The following is a 20,567-nucleotide window of genomic DNA, read 5'->3' as shown; positions in this document are numbered from 1 at the left end:
CGGGCGCTCCCCCTCCGTGCTTCCCCCTCCCAGCAAGGAGAATTCCCGTGCGCATAGCCGTGACAGGTTCGATCGCCACGGACCATCTGATGACCTTTCCCGGCCGCTTCAGCGAGCAGCTCCTGCCCGACAGCCTGCACACGGTCTCGCTCTCCTTCCTGGTGGAGGAGCTGGAGATCCGGCGCGGCGGTGTCGCGGCCAACATCGCCTTCGGCCTCGGCGGGCTCGGTCTGACGCCCGTGCTGGTCGGCGCGGCGGGCAGCGACTGGGCCGACTACCAGCTGTGGCTCAAGGAACACGGCGTCGACACCGACTCCGTGCACGTGAGCACCAGCCGGCACACCGCACGCTTCGTGTGCACCACCGACGCCGACCACAACCAGATCGGCTCCTTCTACCCGGGCGCCATGAGCGAGGCCCGCCACATCTCGCTGCGCGAGGTGGCCCGGCGCACCGGCGGGCTCGACCTGGTCGTTGTCGCCCCCGACGATCCCGAGGCGATGCTGCGCCACACCCGTGAATGCGGCGAACTGGACATCCCGTTCGCCGCCGACATCTCCCAGCAGCTGGCCGTGCTGGACCGGGACGGCGTACGGGCGCTGCTTGCCGGGCCCGCGTATCTGTTCACCAACGCGTACGAGGCGGTGCTGCTGCAGGAGCGGACCGGCTGGACCGAGCAGCAGATCCTCGGCCGGGTCGGTACCTGGGTCACCACGCGTGGTGCGGAGGGGGTGCACATCGAGCAGGTGGGGGTCTGCCCGCTCGACGTGCCCGCCGTTCCTCTCAGGGCTGACGCCACCGTCGATCCCACCGGTGCCGGTGACGCCTTCCGCGCGGGCTTCCTGGCGGGGCTCGCCCGGCACCTCGGGCATGAGCGCGCCGCCCAGCTGGGCAGCGCGGTGGCCGCCACCGCGCTGGAGGTCACCGGTACGCAGACCTACACCCTGGACCGCGAGGCGTTTCTGGCCCGGCTGCGTGGTGCGTACGGCGTTGAGGCGGCAAGGGAGCTTGCGGCGCAGCTGTTGTTCCGATGAGGGGGTGCCCCTGGCTGTTGTTCGCGGGCTGCGGATTGGCTGTGGTTTCTCGCGCAGTTCCCCGCGCCCCTTGATGGCAAGCTCTTGCGCTTGGGCAGTCTGCGCCAGGGGCGCAGGGTGGGCAAGCGCAGCCCCCCACGCGGGGCAGCGGATTCAGGGCGCCAGCCGGGCTGGGAAGCCACCTTTGGCGATCGGCCCCCAGCGACGGGGGGTCACCCTGATCAGCGACTTGCCTTGCTTACGCATGGCCGCGCGGTACTCGTCCCAGTCCGGGTGCTCGCCGGAGATGACCCGGTAGTACTCGACCAGCGGCTCCACCGCCTCGGGCACATCCAGCACTTCGGCGGCGCCGTCGATCTGCACCCAGGGGCCGTTCCACTCGTCGGACAGCACCAGCACGCTCACCTCGGCCTCGCGGCGTGCGTTGTGTGTCTTGGCGCGCTCCGGGTAGGTCGAGATGACGATCCGGCCCGCGGAGTCGACCCCGCACGTCAGCGGAGACGCCTGCGGGCTGCCGTCCTCGCGCCGTGTCAGCAGGATGGCCCGGTGCCGTGGCCGTACGAACTCCAGCAGTTCATCGAGTCCGACCCGGGTGTTGGTAGCGATCGAAGGAGCCATGCCCCCGAACCTACCGCGCACACCCCCGCTCCCCGCAGCCTATGTCTCACACGACCACACCGATCCGCACAGCCCGCACCGCGCCCGCACATGCCCCCGCACCGGAACCCGCACCCGCACCCGGCAGGTCGGGCAGGGGAACGACACCCGCAGCCCCGCGCCGTCGCCGGGCTCGAAGGCGTACCCCGCGGCACCGGAACCGGCACCAGGACCGGCGGCACCGTGCCGCCGGTCCCTCGTGTAGCGGCGCCGCTCCCGCCACGGCGCCCCGGCCAGCGGCGGCACCTCCTCGTCCCGCGCCGCCATCTCGCGCCCCCGCACATACGCCTCGTACGCCTGCGGGCTGGTGAACCAGATCGCCGGGTCCTCGCCGAAGAGGCGGGCGCGCTTGGCCAGTACGTAGCCGAACTCCTCCGGGGTCAGGTATCCCAGCTTCTGGGAGGTGAGCGCGTCCTGCCGGAAGGCGTCCAGCAGCAGCCATCCGGCACCCAGGTAGGTGGTGGCGGTGTCGGTGAGGATCTCGTTGTCCCGGGTGCCGTCGAAGGCGAGCCCGAGGCGGTGCAGCCACACGTGGGTGACTTCGTGGGCGAGGGCCGCGCCGATGTCGTTGCGGTGCTCCTTGAAGCGGGCGTTCAGCTCCACGAAGTACTCGGGCCCCGAGGTCAGTTCGACGTTCGCCGCATGTGTCATCTCCCGGAAGCTGACGATCACCCGCGCCTCGGGCAGCCGCAGGTGCCGCACCATCACTCCCGCGACGCGCTGGGCGCCCAGATACAGGTCGTCGGCGTCGGCGAAGGCCACGTCGCCGGGTGCCACGCTCGTGTCGAAGCCGCGTACCGACTCCGCCGACATCCGCCGGTAGAGCGCGGTGATCGCCTCGCGCACCGTCTCCAGGTGCGGAAAGCCCCGCTCCACGGGGTCTGCAACCGAACCACCCATCCGACACCCCCAGCGCGCGGCCTACGGCCACGATAACGCCGCCCCGGGCAGCGGACGGGAAGGTGGGCCCGGCGGGGTTTGCGTCCCGCGGTACCGGTAATACGAGACGCCAGGTGCTTGGGAGGACAGGCACATCCGCGGGAGGTGAGCCGCGCACGGTCACCCCGGGTGTGTCACCCGCGCCGCCTCCCGTGGTTGTCGGCACGAGCGAGACCGGGAGGAGCGAGTTCCTATGTGCGCCGCACGGTACCGTCACGTTCGCGACCGCGCCCTGGACGTGCACATGTCCCAGCGGGTGCGGGAACTGCGTGAGAAGGTGCGCGCCGCTGTACGAGAGCTGACCACGGCGACCCGAGCCCACGCCGCAGCACCCACCGTGGAACTGATCGCCCAGCACACCGGGCTGCCCCGGGACGAGGTGAGGACGGGGCTGGAGGCGACGAAGAACTGCTGCACAATGGGTCGGCACCGTGCTGCCGAGCCCGGGCACCGCAGTGCACGCCCGCACGCGACCGGGCGCGTGCCCGCCGCCTGAGCCCTGGCTGGCGCCTCACGGAGCAGGAAGGAGTGGCTGTCGGGGTGGGAGGTTCGGCGTGCGCGTGGGGGTCCTGGACATCGGCTCGAACACCGTACGGCTGGAGATCGCGGACGCCGACGGCGCGGTGCCGCTCCCCGTACACACCGTCAAGTACCGGCTGCGGCTCGCCGACGACGTGGACAGCGAGGGCCGGCTGCCCGAGTACGCGGTGGAGCGGCTGGCCGAGGCGGCAGCGGCGGCCGAAGAGGAGGCCAGGGCCTGGGGCGTGGCCCGGCTGACGGCCTTCGCGACGGCGATCGTGCGGGAGGCCCCCAACTGCGGCCAGATCCTGGAAGCCGTACGCAAGCGTGCCGGGCTGGAGCCGCGGATCATGTCGGGGCGCAGGGAGGCCGAGCTGACGTTCCTGGCCGCGCGGCGCTGGATGGGGTGGCGGGCCGGGCCGATGGTGCTGCTCGACATCGGCGGCGGCTCCGTCGAAGTGGCCTTCGGCCGGTCCGGGGTGCCCGACCTCGCGGTTTCCGTCCCGCTGGGAGCCGGCCGGCTCACCCGCGAGCACTTCGGCCCCGCCGACCCGCCGCCGCCCGAGCAACTGCGGGCCGTACGGCGGCAGGTGCGGCACCAGCTGCGCGATGTGACGGCCCGCATCCGCTGGGAGCGGCCGCACACGGCTGTGGCCACCTCGCGCACGCTGCACCAGCTCGCCCGGCTGTGCGGGGCCCCACCGGGACGCGAGGGCCCGTTCACGCCGCGGTACTTGGAGCGCGGCCGGCTGCGTACGGAGCTGAACCGACTGGCCGGGCTCCCCGCGGCGGAGCGGGCCGAGCTGCCCGGCATCTCTCCCGCGCGGGCCGGACAGGCCCTCGCCGGGGCACTCGTCGCGCACACCACGATGGTCCTGCTGGACGTGACCACGCTGGAGCTGTGCCCCTGGGCGCTGCGCGAGGGCGTGCTGATCCACCAGCTCGAACAGCAGGCACCCGGCGCCCCCGGAAGTCCAACAACCTCCCACACTTGTCCATAGGCAGCCGCGTGCCCGTTCGCCAAGGCTGGGCCGTCGAACCGAGCGGAGGCGAAACCATGGCGAGCGACGAGGAGAAGACTGCCCCAGCCCCGCGCCCCGAAGGGGCGCGGAGAACGGCGCGAGCCACCACCCCCGACCCGCAGCCCGCAACTGCCGCCATGGGGCAGCCCGTCACCGGAGCCCGTGGCGCGGGCCAAGCCCCGGAGTCTGCCTCGCCCGCATCGGCCGCCCAGGTTCTGCAGCCCGAGCCGCGCCCCGAAGGGGCGCGGGGAACTGCGCGACAAGCCACAAGCAACCCGCAGTCCGCATCCGTCGCCAAGGGGCACCCCCTCACCGGAGCCCCCGGCGTGCCCCGCAGGGCGGTGGTGGCGGCCGGCGCAGCCACCGCACTGACCAGCCTCGCCCTCCCGGTACCGGCAAGCGCAGCGCCCCGCACCCGCACACTGCGCACTCCGGCCCTGGACGTCACCGTGGACACCGCCTTCCCCCGCATCGTCGGCTACACCGACCGCGAGACGGGCACGACGCTGCACGCCCAGCAGCAGCCCGTCCGCACCCTCCTCGTCGACGGCGAGGAACACACCCCGGAGGTGAGCAGCGAGCCGGGCGGCGACGGCCGCAGCATCACCTACACCGTCACCCTCCGCACCGGCACCGAACTCACCGTCCGAATCGAGGCAACGGACGACCAGGTGCACTGGCGCGTCACCCGGATCAAGGAGAGCGCCGCCGGGCGGATCGGCACGCTCCAGCTCCCGGGAACGGCCTTCCTCTCCGTCCGTTCCGACCAGCGGCCCGCGCCCGTGCTGTACGCCGCCCGCGTGGAGCTGGACAAGGACAAGAGCGGCGACACCATGATCGAGCTCACCGACCGCACCGAGCCCGATCCGGAACCGGTCGGCTGTGCGTACGCGGTGGTGGCCACCGGCGACCTCGCCGCCGCGATCGAGACCAACACCAGCTACGACGACCCGGCCTCGGCCAAGGGCGCCGCCTGGGACAACGGCCGGCTGTGGCGGCAGACCGTGACCACCGGCGACGGCACCCGCTCCGCGCGGCTGACCTGCGGCCAGTGGACCCACCGCGCCGCCACCGCCCGCCCCGACCAGACCGAGCCGCTGCCGTACGTCACCGTCGTCGTCACCCGGGACCGCAACGGGGACGGGGCCGCCGACTGGCAGGACGCGGCCATCGCGATGCGCGACATCATGACCGACCCGCACGGCGCCGACGAGCAGCATCTGCGCGTGGTGCCGCACATCCCGTTCAACTTCGCCAGCCAGGCCACCAATCCGTTCCTCGCCACCCTCGACCAGGTCAAGCGCATCCACCTGGCGACCGACGGACTGCGCCAGTTCACCCTGCTCAAGGGCTACCAGTCCGAGGGCCACGACTCCGCACACCCCGACTACGCGGGCAACTACAACAAGCGCGCCGGCGGCCTCGCCGACCTCAACACCCTGCTGGCCCGGGGCAAGGAGTGGAACTGCGACTTCGCGGTGCACATCAACGCCACCGAGTCCTACCCGGTCGCCAACGCCTTCTCCGAGACCCTCGTCGACAAGACGGACGAGCAGTGGGACTGGCTCGATCAGTCCTACCGCATCGACCAGCGCCGCGACCTGGTCTCCGGTGACATCGCCGCACGTCTGAAGAGCCTGCGCGACGACACCGACGACGGGCTCAATTGCCTCTACATCGACGTCTTCCGCGAATCCGGCTGGACCTCCGACCGCCTCCAGCGTGTCCTGCGCGAGCAGGGCTGGCGGGTCACCACCGAGTGGGGGCACGGCTTCGAGCGCTCCGCGCTGTGGTCGCACTGGGCAACCGAGACCGACTACGGCCCCGACACCTCCCGCGGCATCAACTCCCGCCTCATCCGCTTCATCCGCAACCACCAGAAGGATGTATTCGCCGACAAGTGGCCCACCCTGCTGGGCGTCCCGCGCATGGGCAACTTCGAGGGCTGGCGCGGCAAGACCGACTGGCACTCCTTCTACCGGCTCATCTGGACCCACAGCCTGCCCGCGAAATACCTCCAGGCCAGACCCATCCGCAGCTGGACCGAGCACGAGATCACCTTCGAGGGCCCCGAGGCCACCTCCGTCACCGACGCCGGCGGCAGACGCCGGATCACCACCGACGGCAGACGGGTCTACGACGACGGCGCGTATCTGCTCCCCTGGGAGCCTCGCAAGGCCACCGACCCGCACAAGCTCTACCACTTCAACCCGCACGGCGGGCGCACCACCTGGCGGCTGCCCGCGGGCTGGGCGGGCGCCCGGACGGTGTACGTCCACCCGCTGAGCGGGCGGGGCCGCGGAAAGCCCCGGCAGGTGGCCGTCTCGGACGGCAAGGTCACGCTGACCGCCGAGCCCGGGCAGCCCTATGTCCTCCACCGCACCCCCGCGCCGGCGCCGCGCGACCCCCGCTGGGGCGAGGGCACCCCGCTGGCCGATCCCGGCTTCCACGCGGGCGACCTCGCGGCCTGGACCGTGGCGGGCGCGGCGAGTGTGGAGGCCGGCGAGCGCGGCGACAACGAACTGGTCCTCGCCCCCGGCGGCCCCGCCTCCGTCAGCCAGCGGATGGCCCGCCTCGAGCCCGGCAGCTACGCCGCCTCCGTCCAGGTGCAGATCGGCACCCAGCCGGTCCACCGGCGCCACGCCGCGCTCACCGTCCGCACCGCCGACGGCGTCACCGCAGAGAACTGGACGGAGACCTCCACCGCCACCAACCACGTCGCCGCCGATCTCAAGCACGGCACCCGGTTCCAGCGGATGACCACCTGGTTCACCGTGCCCGAAGCCGGCGGACCGGTCACCCTCGCCCTCACGGCGGGGAAGGGCGAGGCACCGGTCCGCTTCGACCACGTACGGGTCGTCCCCGCCGCCCGCGCCGACCGCCGCGGCACACTCGTCCACGAGGACTTCGAGCACGTGCCGCAGGGCTGGGGCCCCTTCGTCAAGGGCGACGCGGGCGGGTCCACCGACCCGCGCACCCATATCGCCCAGCGGCACGCCCCCTACACCCAGCGCGGCTGGAACGGCAAAGCCGTCGACGACGTGATCGACGGCAGCGAGTCCCTCAAGTCCCGCGGCGAGAACACCGGTCTCGTCTACCGCACCGTTCCGCACACCGTCCGCTTCGCGCCGGGGGAGACGTACCGCGTCTCGTTCCGCTACGAGAACGAGAAGGCCGGCCAGTACGCCTGGATCACCGGCGTGGACGAACCTGAGCCGCGGGAGCTGGACCGCTCAGCCCTGCCGGTGGCGACCGAACCGGCCACCCACAGCTACGAGTTCACCGCCCCGGAGGAGGGCGAGGCATGGGTGGGTCTGCGGAAGGTCGGCGACGACGGCAAAGCGGAGTTCGTGCTCGACACCTTCACGGTTACGCAGGTGCGGAGGTGACGGACCGGTGACCCGCGTGGGCTGATCACCGTACGCTGCTGCCCTGCACGAGTGAGGGGAGCGCGCGCGGTGGCCGAGCACCGGTACCAGTCGTGGATGCGGTACTTCACCCCGAGCCCCGTACACCACCGGCTCGGCCTGGTCTGCCTCGGCGTCGGTATGCAGCACGGCGCGCTGCCCCCGGTCGGCCCGCGCATCCTCGACCACCATGTCGCCATCGTCATCAGCAAGGGCCGCGGCTGGTACACGCACCCCGGTGACCCGGAAGGCCGCCGCCGCGAGGTGGTGGCCCCCGCACTGCTGTGGCTCACCCCGGGCGTGCGGCACCACTTCGGCGCCGGCCCCGGTCAGGGGTGGGACGAGAGCTTCGTCGACTTCACCGGCTCCGCCGTGACCGCCTACACCGAGCTGGGCTGCATAGACCCGGACCTCCCTCTCGTCCCCCTCACCGACGCGGGCCCGGCGCGCGCCGCCATCGCCCGGATCGCCCGCTCGGCCCGCCCCGGCAACCCGCTGCTGGAGGTGGAGGCGGCAGCCGCCGTGCACGAACTCCTCGTCGCCCTGCGCCGGGCCCGCGCCGACTCCACAGCGGACGGCGCCCCCGTCCTGCAGGCCCTGGCCCGCGACGCCTTCCTCCCGCTCTCGGTCGCCGACCACGCGGCGCGGCACGGCATGACCCCCGCCGAACTGCGTGCCGCCGTACGCCGCAGCGCCGGGTGCAGCCCCAAGGACTATCTGCTGGGCATCCGGCTGGGCCGCGCCAAGGAGCTGCTGGTGGGCACCGATCTGCCCGTCTCCACGGTCGCCCGCCGCATCGGCTACGACGACCCGGCCTACTTCTCCCGGCTCTTCACCCGCCGGGTGGGCACCCCGCCGGTCCACTTCCGCGCCACCCAGTCCCGCAAGGTCCCCGGCGGCTACGCCGGCCGCGTCCCCGACCCGGACCACCCGCCGACCATCCCGTGCAGCCGGCTCAGCGGATAGGGTCGGGCGATGACCAGCAGCAACATCCAGCAGCCCGACGAGTCCGTACGCGCGGAGCTGACCGCGCTGCGCGACAGCATCGACAACATCGATGCCGCCGTGGTGCACATGCTCGCCGAGCGGTTCAAGTGCACTCAGCGCGTCGGCCGGCTCAAGGCCGACCACCAGCTGCCCCCGGCCGATCCGGCCCGCGAGGCCCGGCAGATCGCGCGCCTGCGCGAGCTGGCCAAGGACGCCAAACTGGACCCGGCGTTCGCCGAGAAGCTGCTGAACTTCATCATCGCCGAGGTGATCCGCCACCACGAGCAGATCGCCGGCGCCGGCCGGCAACAGAACAGCTGACCCGGGCCGCCTCCAGGCAGCCCGGGTCACCGCTCAGTCAGCGAACCCCGCCGCCGCTCAGGAGTCCTCCTCGCCCAGCCGGTGCACCCGCACCAGGTTGGTCGAGCCGGGGACTCCGGGCGGCGAGCCGGCGGTGATGATGACCAGATCGCCACGGTCGCAGCGGCCCAGCTTCAGCAGCATCTCGTCCACCTGGTCCACCATCTCGTCCGTGGTCTGCACCATCGGCCCCAGGAAGGTCTCCACTCCCCAGGTCAGGTTGAGCTGGGAGCGGGTCGCCGGGTCCGGGGTGAAGGCCAGCACGGGGATGGGGGAGCGGTAGCGGGACAGCCGGCGCACGGTGTCCCCGGACTGGGTGAACGCCACCAGATACTTGGCGCCGAGGAAGTCGCCCATCTCCGCCGCTGCCCGGGCCACGGCGCCGCCCTGCGTACGCGGCTTGCTGCTCTGCGTCAGCGGCGGCAGCCCCTTGGCGAGCATGTCCTCCTCGGCCGCCTCCACGATCCGGCTCATCGTCCGCACCGTCTCGATCGGGTACTTCCCGACGCTGGTCTCGCCGGAGAGCATCACCGCGTCGGTGCCGTCCATCACCGCGTTGGCCACGTCGCTGGCCTCCGCGCGCGTGGGGCGGGACGCGTCGATCATCGAGTCCAGCATCTGGGTGGCCACGATCACCGGCTTGGCGTTCCGCCTGCACAGTTTGATGGCCCGCTTCTGCACCAGCGGCACCTGCTCCAGCGGCATCTCCACGCCCAGATCGCCGCGGGCGACCATGATGCCGTCGAACGCGTCCACGATGGACTCCAGGTTCGCCACCGCCTGCGGCTTCTCCAGCTTGGCGAGGACGGGCAGGAAACGGCCCTCCTCCGCCATGACGCGGTGGACCTCCTTGATGTCGTGCCCGCTGCGTACGAAGGAGAGAGCGATCAGGTCCGCACCCGTGCGCAGCGCCCAGCGCAGGTCCTCGACGTCCTTGTCGGAGAGCGCGGGCACGGAGACCGCGACCCCCGGCAGGTTGAGGCCCTTGTGGTCGGAGACCATGCCTCCCTCGATGACCATCGTGTGCACCACGGAGCCCTCGACGCGGGTGACCTCCAGCGTGACCCGGCCGTCGTCCACCAGGATCCGCTCCCCGGCCGTCACATCGGCGGCCAGCCCCGGGTAGGTGGTGCCGCACATCGAGCGGTCACCCTCCATGTCCTCGACGGTGATCGCGAACTCGTCGCCCCGTTCAAGGAGTACAGGCCCTTCCTGGAAACGGCCCAGCCGGATCTTCGGGCCTTGAAGGTCCGCTAGCACCCCCACGTTGCGCTTCGTCTCCTCCGACGCGGCGCGCACCCGGTGGTAGCGCTCCTCATGCTCGGCGTGGGTTCCGTGGCTCATGTTGAACCGGGCGACATCCATTCCCGCCTCCACGAGCGTCTTGATCTGCTCGTACGAGTCGGTGGACGGGCCCAGGGTGCTGACGATTTTTGCTCGGCGCATAGCCCGAGCCTAAGACTTACCGGCGCGTAAAGAACCGCGACCGGACAATTGTCCAACCGCCCTTTACCGAAAAGCCATTACCTCCCGAGGACAACTAATAAAGTGGGCGTCCATTTGCTCGGATGAGCGCCCATCCAGCGGTTCCCTCTCGAATTCCGAGACGGAACCGCCGAGTGCCTCTCGCCCGTCCCTCGCGCGCCCCTCGCGCCCCCTCGTGGCTCAGTCCAACTGCGGCGGACTCATCACAAAGCGCGCGTTCACCTGCGCGGAGACCGTCTGCCGCTGTGGCTCCAGATCCAGCGCCGGAGGCGGCCCCGCCGCCCTGCCGTACCCCAGGCCCCCGGGCGCCGCCGGATACGGCGGCGGAGCGCTGTTCTCCGCACCCAGGTCCGCCAGCTCCACCAGCGCCACCAGCCGCGCCCCCAGGGCCTCCGCGTACTCCCGGGCCCGCGTCACCGCCTCCCGTACCGCCTGCTGCCGCGCCGTACGGTGCGCCTGCGAGTTCCGCCACAGCCCCCACCACGGGCCCTGCACCTCGGTCAGCTCCAGATCGGCGAGCCGCGTCGTCAATTCGCCCAGCACCGTGAAATCCGTGACCGTGGCATTCAGCCGCACCCGCCCGTCATAGGCGGACACCCGCTCCCGCTTACCGTCCCGCATCTGAGGCGTCACACTGAACGTCCCCGTCGACAGCTTCTGCACCGCGTCGCCGTAGCTCTTGACCAACTCCAGCGCACGCGCGTTCCGCTGCGTGAGATCCTCCAGCGCCGCGCGCCGGTCGGTGCCGCGCGCCGACACCGAGATGCCGATCCGCGCGTACTCCGGATCGAACTCCAGGCTCGCCTCCCCGCGCACCGCCACCCGCGGCGCGTCAGGGGTGCCGTAGGGCATCGCGCCCGGACCGTTCGGCACCGGGAGGGGGGACAGCTGGGCATCGTCGGGTATCTGTGTCATACGCCAACTGTGGCAGACCGCCCTGCGGCCGCCGCCCCCGACCGCTCGGCACCAAGACCGAAACGGGTGAAGGCCGTACGCTGCGGCAGCGGGTAACTCTCCCGGCCCGTCACCGCGTTCAGGATCACCGCGCTGCGGTGCGCGGCCAGCCCCAGATCGGGCGCCCCCACCCCGTGCGTGTGCCGCTCCGCGTTCTGCACGAAGACCGAGCCGGTGACCGCCGGATCCAGCACCAGCCGGTACTCCTCGTCCACCAGCGGCCGTTCCGACCCGTCCCGCCGCAGATACGGATCGAGCGCCGCCAGCATCCCCTCCGCCGGGCGCTCCGTGTACCCCGTCGCCAGCACCACCGCGTCCGTCGTCAGCACGCTCCGCTCCTGCTGCTCCATATGCTCCAGATGCAGCTCCAGCTGCGAACCGCCGCCCCGCCCGGCCGTCCGCACCCGCACCCCGGGGGTGAGCACGGCGTCCGGCCAACTTCCGTGCCCGGCACCGCCGTCGCGGTCCCCGCCGCTGTCCAGCAGCAGCATCCTGCGGTACAGCTCGTCGTGCACCGCCGCCAGCGTCTCGGCGTCCACCGCCTTGTGCAGCTGCCACTGCCGGGGCAGCAGCCCGTCGCGTACCGGCTCGGACAGCCCGTGGAAGTAGCGGGTGTAGTCCGGGGTGAAGTGCTCGAGGCCCAGCTTGCTGTACTCCATCGGCGCGAAGGCCGCGCTGCGCGTCAGCCAGTGCAGCCGCTCCCGCCCCACCGGGCGCCTGCGCAGCAGATCCAGGAACACCTCGGCGCCCGACTGTCCCGAGCCCACCACCGTCACATGCCCGGCGGCCAACAGCTCCTCGCGGTGCTCCAGATACTCCGACGAGTGGTACACCGGCACCGACGGCGCCTCCGCCAGCGGCCGCAGCACCCGCGGCACATGCGGCGCCGTGCCGATCCCCAGCACCACGTTCCGCGCGTACGACCTGCCCAGCGCCTCGGCCTCCCCGTAGACGTCCAGCTGTGTGAAGTCGACCTGGAACAGCCCCTGTCCGGCGTTCCAGCGCACCGCGTCCACCTGGTGCCCGAAGTGCAGCCCCGGCACGCCCTCGCTGACCCACCGGCAGTACGCGTCGTACTCAGCGCGCTCGATATGGAACCGCTCCGCGAAGTAGAACGGGAACAGCCGCTGCCGCTCCCGCAGATACCGCAGGAACGACCACGGGCTCGCCGGATCCGCCAGCGTCACCAGGTCCGCCAGGAACGGCACCTGAAGCGTCGCCCCCTCGATCAGCAGCCCCGGGTGCCAGCGGAACGCGGGCCGCTGCTCGTAGAACGCACACCGCAGCCCCGGCAGCCCGTCACCCAGCGCCGCCAGCGACAAGTTGAACGGGCCGATCCCGACCCCCGCCACATCCAGCGGCTCCCCGGCACCCTCGGCCGCCGCCCGCCCCTCCTCGACCTCGCTCACGCGTCCGCTCCCTCGCATACCGGTCCCGCTGACTCCTCCGCCTTCTCCGCCGCCGGTCCCGCTGACTCCTCCGCCTCCTCCGCCGCTGCTGTCCGTGCCCCTTCCGCTGCCTCCGCCACGAGCTTGAGCAGCGCGGCGAGATCGCTGCCCCGCACCGCCGGGTTCAGCAGCGTCACCTTCCACCACAGCCGGCCCTCCAGCGCTGCCCGGCCCAGCACCGCCTGCCCGCGCTCCAGCAGCCACCGCCGCACCCGTGCCACCAGCGTGTCGTCCCCGCCCACCGGGCGGAACACCACCGTGGAGATCACCGGGCGCGCGTACAGCTCGAACCGCTCGTCCCGCGCCACCAGATCCGCCAGCTCCACCGCCGCCGCACACGTGCGCTCCACCAGCCGGGCCATCCCGGCCCGCCCCAGCGCCCGCAGCGTCACCGCCACCTTCAGCACATCCGGCCGCCGCGTCGTCCGCAGCGACCGGCCCAGCAGATCGGGCAGGCCCGCCTCCGTGTCGTCGTCGGCGTTGAGATAGTCGGCGCGGTGGTCCAGGACACGCAGTACGGCACCGTCCGGCACCGCCAGAAAACCGGCGGCCACCGGCTGCCAGCCCAGCTTGTGCAGGTCGAACGTCACACTGTCCGCACGCTCCAGCCCCGCCAGCCGCCCCCGCAGCCCCGCGCTGAACAGCAGCGGTCCGCCGTACGCCGCGTCCACATGCAGCCGGGCGCCGTGGCGGTGCGCCACCTCGGCAATCCGCCGCAGCGGGTCGACCGCGCCCGTGTCCGTCGTACCCGCCGTCGCCACCACGAGCGGCGGAGCGCCCGCTTCCGGCAGGTCGCCGAGCGCCGCGTTCAGCGCCGCCGGATCCAGCACCCCGCGCGGCGCCGGCACCACCAGCGGCGGCTCCATCCCCAGCAGCCACGCCGAACGGTGCACACTGTGGTGGGCGTTCGCCCCGCACACCAGTCGCGCCGGGCCACCGCCACAGTCACCGCCACCTGCGCCTGCACCGCCCGTACGCGCCTGCTCGCGGGCCAGCAGCAGGCCGAGCTGGTTCGCCTCCGTGCCGCCGGTCGTCACCAGCGCCTCCGGGGACGCGGCCGCCCCGGCCCCGGGGAACACCAGCCGCGCCAGCTCCCGGCACACCAGCGCCTCCACCTCCGAAGCGGCAGGCGCCTGATCCCACGAGTCCAGCGACGGATTCAGCGCACTGGCCGCCAGATCGGCGGCAGCCGCCACCGCCAGCGGCGGACAGTGCAGATGCGCGGCGCACAGCGGCTCCGCCGGATCCGCCGCCCCCCGCGCCACCGCGCCCACCAGCGCATCCAACGCCTCGGCCGCCCCCGCGCCCCGCTCCGGCAGCGCCGTGCCGAGGGCCGCCCGCACCTGCGCTGCAACCGCCTCGGGCCCGCCCCGCGGCAGCGGCCCCCCTCGCTCCACCGCGCCGCGCGACAACGCCCCCATCACCGTGCCGAGCAACGGACGCAACGCGGCAGGACCCGCGGCCCCGCCCGCGAGCAGGCCGACCCCCTGCGGGGTGTCCCAGGCGGGCTCCGGGACCGTTCTCCGGCCCGGAACGGTGAATGCAGACGCAGACATGGCGGCTCTCTCCTACACGGTGGCCGGAGACGACGCGGCCACGGTTGGTTAGGGCGCCCTAACTTAGGTGCCGTGTGCCGCGCAGCCCGGCGATCTCCGGGCTACTTCGCCCGAAGGAGGTAGCTCGGCACGGGCCGGCCTGCCGCATCTGGTAAGGGATCCCAAGCCCTCACGCCACCGCGGCCCGCACCCCCAACGCCCGCCGCAGCTCGTCCAGTTGGTCCTCCAGATGGCGCCGCAGCGCGGGCACCAGCCCACCCGAGGCCAGGCACTCCTCGCCACGGGCCAGCGTCTCCTCGTCCACGAACGCCGCGGGAAAGGCATACCGCCCGGCCGCCTCCGCCAGCGCCGGACCCCGGCGCTCGGCAAGAGGCACCACATCCGCGAAGAACCGTGCCACATAGCCACGCAGCAACTCCCGCTGCTCCGGCTGCCAGAAACCCTGAGCAGTCGCCGTGAACAGATAGTTCGACAGCGCGTCCGCAGGCCCGAACATGGCCTCCCACGCCGCCTCCTTGGCCGCCGCACTCGGCAGCGCCGCCCGGCACCGCGCCGCCGCCTCCGCACCCCGCGCGCTCGGATCCGCCGCACACGCCTCATCGATGTCCACCGCATCCACCGCACCCAGCACCGCCAGCCGCCGCAGCAGCCGCCACCGCAGCTCCGCATCCAGCACCGGACCGCCCCCGGGCACCCGGCCCGCCGCCCGCCACGCCAACAGCTCCTCCGGGTCGGTCGCACAGTCGATGAAGTACCGCACAGCCGTCAGCCGCAGCCCCGAACCACCGGCAGCCGTGGCGGCCTGGTCACCTCCGCCACCCCCGTCACCGCCCTCACCGCTCCCCAGCAACTCGCGGCACACCTCACCCAGCAGCCCCAGCGCCTCCGTACGCTCCGCATCCACCAGATAGCGGTCGGCCGCATGACCCCGCGCAAACGCCAGCACCCCCTGCACCACCGCGTTGTCCGTCTCGTAGGGCAAATGCGCCCGCGCCGTACGCACGAACTCCAGCGGCCCCAGCTCCGCCTCCCGCACCATGTCCCTCGCCGCGTTCCACACCACAGCCCGCGACAACTGCCCCGGCAGCCCCGACAGCGACGCACGCACCGTCCCCCAGGACACCGGATCCAGCCGCACCTTCGCATACGTCCAGTCCAGGTCATTGACCAGCACCAGATCCGGACGCGGCCCCTCCAACGTGACCGTCAACCGCCCACCACCCGACGGCACATCCCGCTCCAGCCGCTCCCGCAGCACCAGCCGCGACCCATCCGCCGGAGCCCGGTCGTACAGCCCCACCGCCAGCCGGTGCGGACGATCCCCGCGATGCTCCACATCCACATACCACTGCCGGGCCTCCGATTCGCCCACCCGCGGCACCAACGTGTCAACCCCCGTGGTCCGCAGCCAGCTCTCCGCCCAGCCACGCACATCCCGCTCCGAAGCCCGGGCCAGCGAATCGAGAAAATCCGCCAGCGTCGCATTGCCGAACCGGTGCCGCGCGAAATGCCCGTTGATCCCCGCCAGGAAACTCTCCTCACCCAGCCACACCACCAACTGCCGCAGCGCCGAAGCACCCTTCGCATACGAGATCCCGTCGAAGTTGCCCATCGCCGCCGCCGTGTCCGGCACCCCGTCCTGATCCGGCGCCACCGGATGCGTGGAAGGCCGCTCGTCCGCGTCATACCCCCAGCACTTGCGCTCCAGCGCGAAGTCCGTCCAGGTGTCCGTGAAGCGCGTCGCCTCACTCAGCACCTGATAACCCATGTACTCCGCGAACGACTCGTTCAGCCAGATGTCGTCCCACCAGCGCAGTGTCACCAGATCGCCGAACCACATATGGGCCATCTCGTGCGCGATCACCATCGCCCGCGTCTGCCGCTCGGTGTCCGTGACCGCCGAACGGAAGACGAGCTCGTCCCGGAACGTCACCAGACCCGGATTCTCCATCGCCCACGAGTTGAACTCCGGCACGAACGCCTGATCGTAGGAATCGAACGGATACGGCTCGTCGAAAATCTCGTGATAGCGGTCGAAACAGCGCCGCGTCACCTCCAGCAGCTCCGCCGCTTCCGCCTCCAGATACGCCCCCAGCGACCTGCGCACATGCAGCCCGAACGGCAGCCCGGCGTGCTCCGTCCGCACCGAATGGAACGGACCCGCCGCCACCGCCATCACATACGTACTGATCGGCGGCGTCGGCGCACACACCCACCGCCCGCCCCGACCACTGCGCGCAGCCACCCCGTTGCCCAGCACCGTCCACTCCTCCGGCGCTGTCACCGACACCCGGAACTCCGCCTTCAGATCCGGCTGGTCGAAACACGCGAACACCAGCGGCGCATCCGCCACACAGCACTGCGTGTACACATACGTACAGCCGTCCTCCGGGTCCGTGAAACGGTGCATCCCCTCGCCAAGCCGCGAATACGGCATCAGCGCCTCGACCCGCAACTCGTGCTCCCCGGCCGCCAGCCCCCGCAACGGCAGCCGCCCCGCACACAACTCCCCAGGATCGATCGCCACCCCGTCCAGCTCAGCCCGCACCAGCCGGCTCGGCCGCACCTCCACAAACGTGTCAACCCCCGACTCCAGCGCGGCGAACCGCACCACGGACGTGGACCCGAACACGTCCTCCCCCCGCGTCAGATCAAGATCAACGGCATACCCCCGCACCGCCACAACCCGAGCCCGCTCCTGCGCTTCCACACGCGTCAACACGACCATGCGCGCCATAGTGCCCGACCTGCACACGCGGCGCACCGGGATCCCCGCCCCGCGCCCGGCCGCTACCGCCCCCTAGTACTTGGCCCCGACGTGCACCTCCATGAGCGCCACGGAGGCACGCCGGGCGACGGAGATGTTCCAGCCGCCCCTGTTGTGCAGCGTGCTCTTCCACTCGACGCCGAGTGTGTCGAGAGTGCGGCAGTAGAGCTGGATGATGCCGACGGACTTGTTGGCGAAGAAGTAGCGCGGATACTCGTACCGCTTCCGCTGTCCGCCGACCATGCGCGTCGTCCAGTTGGTGATCCGGCAGCCGTCGGAGTGGACGAGCCCGCGGATCAGCTCCCAGGGGTGGGCGTCCACGATCTCCTGCTGCCAGGAAGCCAGGGAGATGTGGCGCTGGTGCTTCCGGCCGGGGCCGTGCTGCGGGAAGAGGCAAGGCCAGTGGTTGGAGTAGGCAGTCACATTGACGCAGCCAGGGCGCTGGACGCGGAAGACCTTGTTCTGCGGGCGCACTGCTCGCATCGCCTGCTCGCATGCCCCGATAAGCCCAGGCCAGGCGTCCGCGCAAGCGATCCGCAGCGTGTGCGTGCGGGCCAGCGCGCTGATGCAGCCGTCGCCCAGGTAGAGACCTAACAGGTAGCTGTAGGCAGCGAGGTCTCTCGGCGGCCGGGGAGGCGAGGAGCACTGTTCACAAGTGGTGATGCCACGGCGGACAGGGTGCAGCCTGTGCTGCCACTCACGAAGGCACGATCGGGAGATCCCGGTCTGCTTGCTCACGGAATTGAGGCTGCGCCCCTGCGCGACGAGTGCGAGGGCGCGCTTCCTCGTGTCGAGGTCGTACATGCGAGCAGCATTCGCCGACGTGTACGGTTCGGGAGGCTGAACGCAGCCCCGTTGGCCCATCTGAGCGGAGTTAAGCGATTCCGATTGCAACCTTGGAATCGAAGGTAGAGTGCCCCGGGTCGGACTCGAACCGACACTGTATGGGTTTTGAATCCATCATCTCTACCAATTGGATTACCGGGGCCCTTCGAAACGAAGGATTGCGGCCACCCGCTGTGCTCCTACTCTACAGGACCTGGGTAGGCTCGAAGGTCCCACCTGTGCGGAAACGAGGAGCCCAGTGAGCGCCGCGGACGTCCCCGAGCCTGTCAGTGACCAGAGTGCCGAGCCCAGTGCGGCGGCGGCCGAGACGAGCGGAAGCGCGCACGTGCCTCCGACGACGACCCGGGTCGTGATCGCGGAGGACGAGGCGCTGATCCGGATGGATCTCAAGGAGATGCTGGAGGAGGAGGGCTACACCGTCGTCGGTGAGGCGGGTGATGGGCAGCGGGCGGTGGAGCTGGCCCGCGAGCACCGCCCTGACCTGTGCATTCTCGATGTGAAGATGCCGGTGCTGGACGGTATCTCGGCGGCGGAGAAGATCGCCGAGGAGAGTATCGCGCCGGTGCTGATGCTGACCGCGTTCTCCCAGCGGGAGCTGGTCGAGCGGGCGCGGGATGCCGGGGCGATGGCGTATCTGGTGAAGCCGTTCAGCAAGACGGACGTGGTGCCGGCGATCGAGATGGCGGTTTCCCGGTTCACGGAGCTGAAGACGCTGGAGAAGGAGGTCGCTGACCTCGCGCAGCGGCTGGAGACGCGGAAGCTGGTGGACCGGGCGAAGAGTGTGCTGCAGACGCAGTACGGGCTGACGGAGCCTGCTGCGTTCCGGTGGATTCAGAAGACGTCGATGGACCGTCGGCTGTCGATGCAGCAGGTGGCGGAGGCGGTCATTGCCGACGCGGAGGAGCGGAAGAAGCAGCAGTAGGCGTGGAGCGGTAGGCGTGCAGCAGTAGTCCGGCGGGAGGGGGCGCCCCCTCCCGCCGACTGTTTTCCGTCGGTGTTCAGTCCTCGCCGAGGTACGCCTTGCGTACGGACTCGTCGTGCATGAGTTCTTCGCCGGTGCCGGAGAGGGTGATGGTGCCGGTTTCCATGACGTGGCCGTGGTCGGCGAGACAGAGCGCTGCCTGGGCGTTCTGTTCGACCAGCAGGATCGTCGTGCCCTGTGCTTTCAGCTCGCTGATGGTCGACATGATCTTCTGCATCATGATCGGGGAGAGCCCCATGGAGGGTTCGTCGAGCATCAGGAGCTTGGGGCGGGACATCAGTGCGCGGGCCATGGCGAGCATCTGCTGTTCGCCGCCGGAGAGGGTGCCGGCGGCTTGGCGGCGGCGTTCGCCGAGGATGGGGAAGCGTTCGTAGTTGCTGTCGATGTCCTTGGTGATGCCGTCGGTGTCTTTGCGGAGGAAGGCGCCGAGCTGGAGGTTTTCCTCGATGGTGAGCCGGGGGAAGATGCGGCGGCCTTCGGGCGAGTGGGCGAGGCCCATGGAGACGATCTTGTGGGCGCTGACCCCGTTGAGTGTCAGCCCTTCGAAGGTGATCTTGCCGGTGACGGGTCTGAGCAGGCCGGAGAGGGTGCGCAGGGTGGTGGTTTTTCCGGCGCCGTTGGTGCCGATGAGGGTGACGACTTCGCCGGCGTCGACGGTGAAGGAGATGCCTTTGACGGCTTCGATCTTGCCGTAGGCGACGCGCAGGTCCTCGACTTCGAGCAGGGCCATCAGTCCGTCCCTCCTTCCTGCTTGCCGTCGCGTGGGGCGGCTGCTTCCGCGGCCTGTACTTCGGCTGCTTCCGCTTCGCCGGGTTCGCCTTCGAACGGGGTGCCGAGGTAGGCGGCGATGACGCGTTGGTCGCGCTGGACGGTCTCGGGGGTGCCTTCGAGGAGTTTTTCGCCCTGGACGAGGACGGCGACGCGGTCGCAGAGGTTGAAGATGAACCGCATGTCGTGCTCGATGACGAGTACGGCGGTGCCGTGGGCGCGGATGGCGAGGACGAGTTCGCGGGTGGCGGTGGTCTCGCTTGCTGTCATGCCCGCGGTGGGTTCGTCCAGGAGCAGCAGTCCGGGTTCGCTGGCGAGGGCGCGGGCGATTTCCAGCTTGCGTTGTTCTCCGTAGGGGAGGTTGCGGGCGAGGTGTTCGCGTTTGTCCTCAAGACCGGTGAAGCGCAGGAGTTCCATGGCGCGGTGTTCGGACTGCCGTTCGGCTGCGCGGAAGCCGGGGCCGCGGATGAGGGCGGAGAGGAGTCCTTCGTTGGTGCGGGTGTGGCGGCCGACGAGGACGTTTTCCAGGACGGTCATGTTGGCGAAGAGCCGGATGTTCTGGAAGGTGCGGGCGATGCCGGCCTGGGTGACGAGGTGGGAGCGGTGGGGGAGGACGGTGCCTTTGTAGCGGACGGTTCCTTCGGTGGGGACGTAGAGGCCGGTGAGGCAGTTGAAGAAGGTGGTTTTTCCGGCGCCGTTGGGTCCGATGAGGCCGACGATTTCTCCGGCGTGCACGTTGAGGTCGACGTCGCGTACGGCGGTGAGGCCGCCGAAGCGCATGGTGACGCCGGAGGCGTCGAGTACGACGTCGCCGGGGGGCCGGCCGGGGCCGGGGG

17 protein-coding genes and 1 tRNA gene are annotated in these 20,567 nt (G+C 71.1%); 7 read left to right on the top strand and 11 right to left on the bottom strand.

Annotated features, from left to right (window positions below):
* Positions 1 to 47 precede the first annotated feature (47 nt).
* A complete protein-coding gene (locus ITI46_RS23525; RefSeq protein ID WP_209241706.1) occupies positions 48 to 1,034 on the top strand; it encodes a carbohydrate kinase family protein in 987 nt (328 codons plus the stop codon).
* Positions 1,035 to 1,187: 153 nt separating this feature from the next.
* Here ITI46_RS23525 and ITI46_RS23520 read toward each other — a convergent pair whose 3' ends face one another.
* Positions 1,188 to 1,652 carry a PPOX class F420-dependent oxidoreductase gene (locus tag ITI46_RS23520; RefSeq protein ID WP_209241705.1) on the bottom strand — a complete coding sequence of 155 codons (465 nt, stop codon included), beginning with the start codon at positions 1,650 to 1,652 and terminating at the stop codon, positions 1,188 to 1,190.
* 39 nt (positions 1,653 to 1,691) lie between these two features.
* Positions 1,692 to 2,591, bottom strand: a complete 900-nt coding sequence (locus ITI46_RS23515; RefSeq protein WP_209241704.1) for a hypothetical protein — start codon at positions 2,589 to 2,591, stop codon at positions 1,692 to 1,694.
* 232 nt (positions 2,592 to 2,823) lie between these two features.
* Here ITI46_RS23515 and ITI46_RS23510 point away from each other — a divergent pair, with 232 nt between their 5' ends.
* From ITI46_RS23510 to ITI46_RS23490, 5 genes are all read left to right on the top strand, one after another.
* Positions 2,824 to 3,126, top strand: a complete 303-nt coding sequence (locus ITI46_RS23510) for a hypothetical protein (RefSeq protein WP_209241703.1) — start codon at positions 2,824 to 2,826, stop codon at positions 3,124 to 3,126.
* A gap of 58 nt (positions 3,127 to 3,184) precedes the next feature.
* Positions 3,185 to 4,150 carry a Ppx/GppA family phosphatase gene (locus tag ITI46_RS23505; protein WP_209241702.1) on the top strand — a complete coding sequence of 322 codons (966 nt, stop codon included), beginning with the start codon at positions 3,185 to 3,187 and terminating at the stop codon, positions 4,148 to 4,150.
* Between the two features lie 347 nt (positions 4,151 to 4,497).
* Positions 4,498 to 7,560, top strand: coding sequence for an endo-alpha-N-acetylgalactosaminidase family protein (locus tag ITI46_RS23500; protein ID WP_307808293.1), 3,063 nt, complete (start codon positions 4,498 to 4,500; stop codon positions 7,558 to 7,560).
* 96 nt (positions 7,561 to 7,656) lie between these two features.
* Entirely contained in the window at positions 7,657 to 8,544 is an 888-nt protein-coding gene (locus ITI46_RS23495) for a helix-turn-helix domain-containing protein (RefSeq protein WP_209241709.1), read from the top strand.
* Positions 8,545 to 8,553: 9 nt separating this feature from the next.
* Positions 8,554 to 8,886: a chorismate mutase gene (locus tag ITI46_RS23490; RefSeq protein WP_209241701.1), complete on the top strand. Its 333-nt coding sequence runs from the start codon at positions 8,554 to 8,556 to the stop codon at positions 8,884 to 8,886.
* Positions 8,887 to 8,943: 57 nt separating this feature from the next.
* Here the strand turns inward: ITI46_RS23490 and pyk are convergent, their stop codons facing one another.
* The 7 genes from pyk to ITI46_RS23455 form a co-directional block, all read right to left on the bottom strand.
* Positions 8,944 to 10,371 carry a pyruvate kinase gene (gene pyk, locus ITI46_RS23485; RefSeq protein ID WP_209241700.1) on the bottom strand — a complete coding sequence of 476 codons (1,428 nt, stop codon included), beginning with the start codon at positions 10,369 to 10,371 and terminating at the stop codon, positions 8,944 to 8,946.
* Positions 10,372 to 10,590: 219 nt separating this feature from the next.
* Positions 10,591 to 11,325: an SIMPL domain-containing protein gene (locus ITI46_RS23480; protein ID WP_209241699.1), complete on the bottom strand. Its 735-nt coding sequence runs from the start codon at positions 11,323 to 11,325 to the stop codon at positions 10,591 to 10,593.
* Complete coding sequence (locus ITI46_RS23475; protein ID WP_209241698.1) at positions 11,322 to 12,791, bottom strand: lysine N(6)-hydroxylase/L-ornithine N(5)-oxygenase family protein; 1,470 nt, start codon at positions 12,789 to 12,791, stop codon at positions 11,322 to 11,324. The genes ITI46_RS23480 and ITI46_RS23475 overlap by 4 nt, the downstream gene beginning before the upstream one ends.
* A complete protein-coding gene (locus ITI46_RS23470) occupies positions 12,770 to 14,368 on the bottom strand; it encodes a pyridoxal phosphate-dependent decarboxylase family protein (protein ID WP_209241697.1) in 1,599 nt (532 codons plus the stop codon). Before ITI46_RS23470 ends, ITI46_RS23475 begins: the two co-directional genes overlap by 22 nt.
* Before the next feature lie 169 nt (positions 14,369 to 14,537).
* Positions 14,538 to 17,105 carry an aminopeptidase N gene (pepN, locus tag ITI46_RS23465; protein WP_209241696.1) on the bottom strand — a complete coding sequence of 856 codons (2,568 nt, stop codon included), beginning with the start codon at positions 17,103 to 17,105 and terminating at the stop codon, positions 14,538 to 14,540.
* Between the two features lie 63 nt (positions 17,106 to 17,168).
* Complete coding sequence (locus tag ITI46_RS23460) at positions 17,169 to 17,939, bottom strand: helix-turn-helix domain-containing protein (RefSeq protein WP_209241695.1); 771 nt, start codon at positions 17,937 to 17,939, stop codon at positions 17,169 to 17,171.
* A 110-nt stretch (positions 17,940 to 18,049) separates the two neighbouring features.
* Positions 18,050 to 18,123, bottom strand: a tRNA-Leu gene (locus ITI46_RS23455).
* A 96-nt stretch (positions 18,124 to 18,219) separates the two neighbouring features.
* Between ITI46_RS23455 and ITI46_RS23450 the strand changes: the two genes are divergently transcribed.
* Positions 18,220 to 18,903, top strand: coding sequence for an ANTAR domain-containing response regulator (locus ITI46_RS23450; protein WP_209241694.1), 684 nt, complete (start codon positions 18,220 to 18,222; stop codon positions 18,901 to 18,903).
* Between the two features lie 76 nt (positions 18,904 to 18,979).
* Here ITI46_RS23450 and ITI46_RS23445 read toward each other — a convergent pair whose 3' ends face one another.
* Both ITI46_RS23445 and ITI46_RS23440 read right to left on the bottom strand, forming a co-directional pair.
* Complete coding sequence (locus ITI46_RS23445) at positions 18,980 to 19,696, bottom strand: ABC transporter ATP-binding protein (RefSeq protein ID WP_209241708.1); 717 nt, start codon at positions 19,694 to 19,696, stop codon at positions 18,980 to 18,982.
* A partial coding sequence (locus ITI46_RS23440) for an ABC transporter ATP-binding protein (RefSeq protein WP_372452048.1) occupies positions 19,693 to 20,567 on the bottom strand: 875 nt, incomplete at its 5' end. The genes ITI46_RS23440 and ITI46_RS23445, both read right to left, overlap by 4 nt.

Origin of the sequence: Streptomyces oryzae (assembly GCF_017676365.1) — a bacterium.
Lineage (GTDB): Bacteria > Actinomycetota > Actinomycetes > Streptomycetales > Streptomycetaceae > Streptomyces > Streptomyces oryzae.
This window is presented reverse-complemented; position numbering and strand designations above follow the sequence as displayed.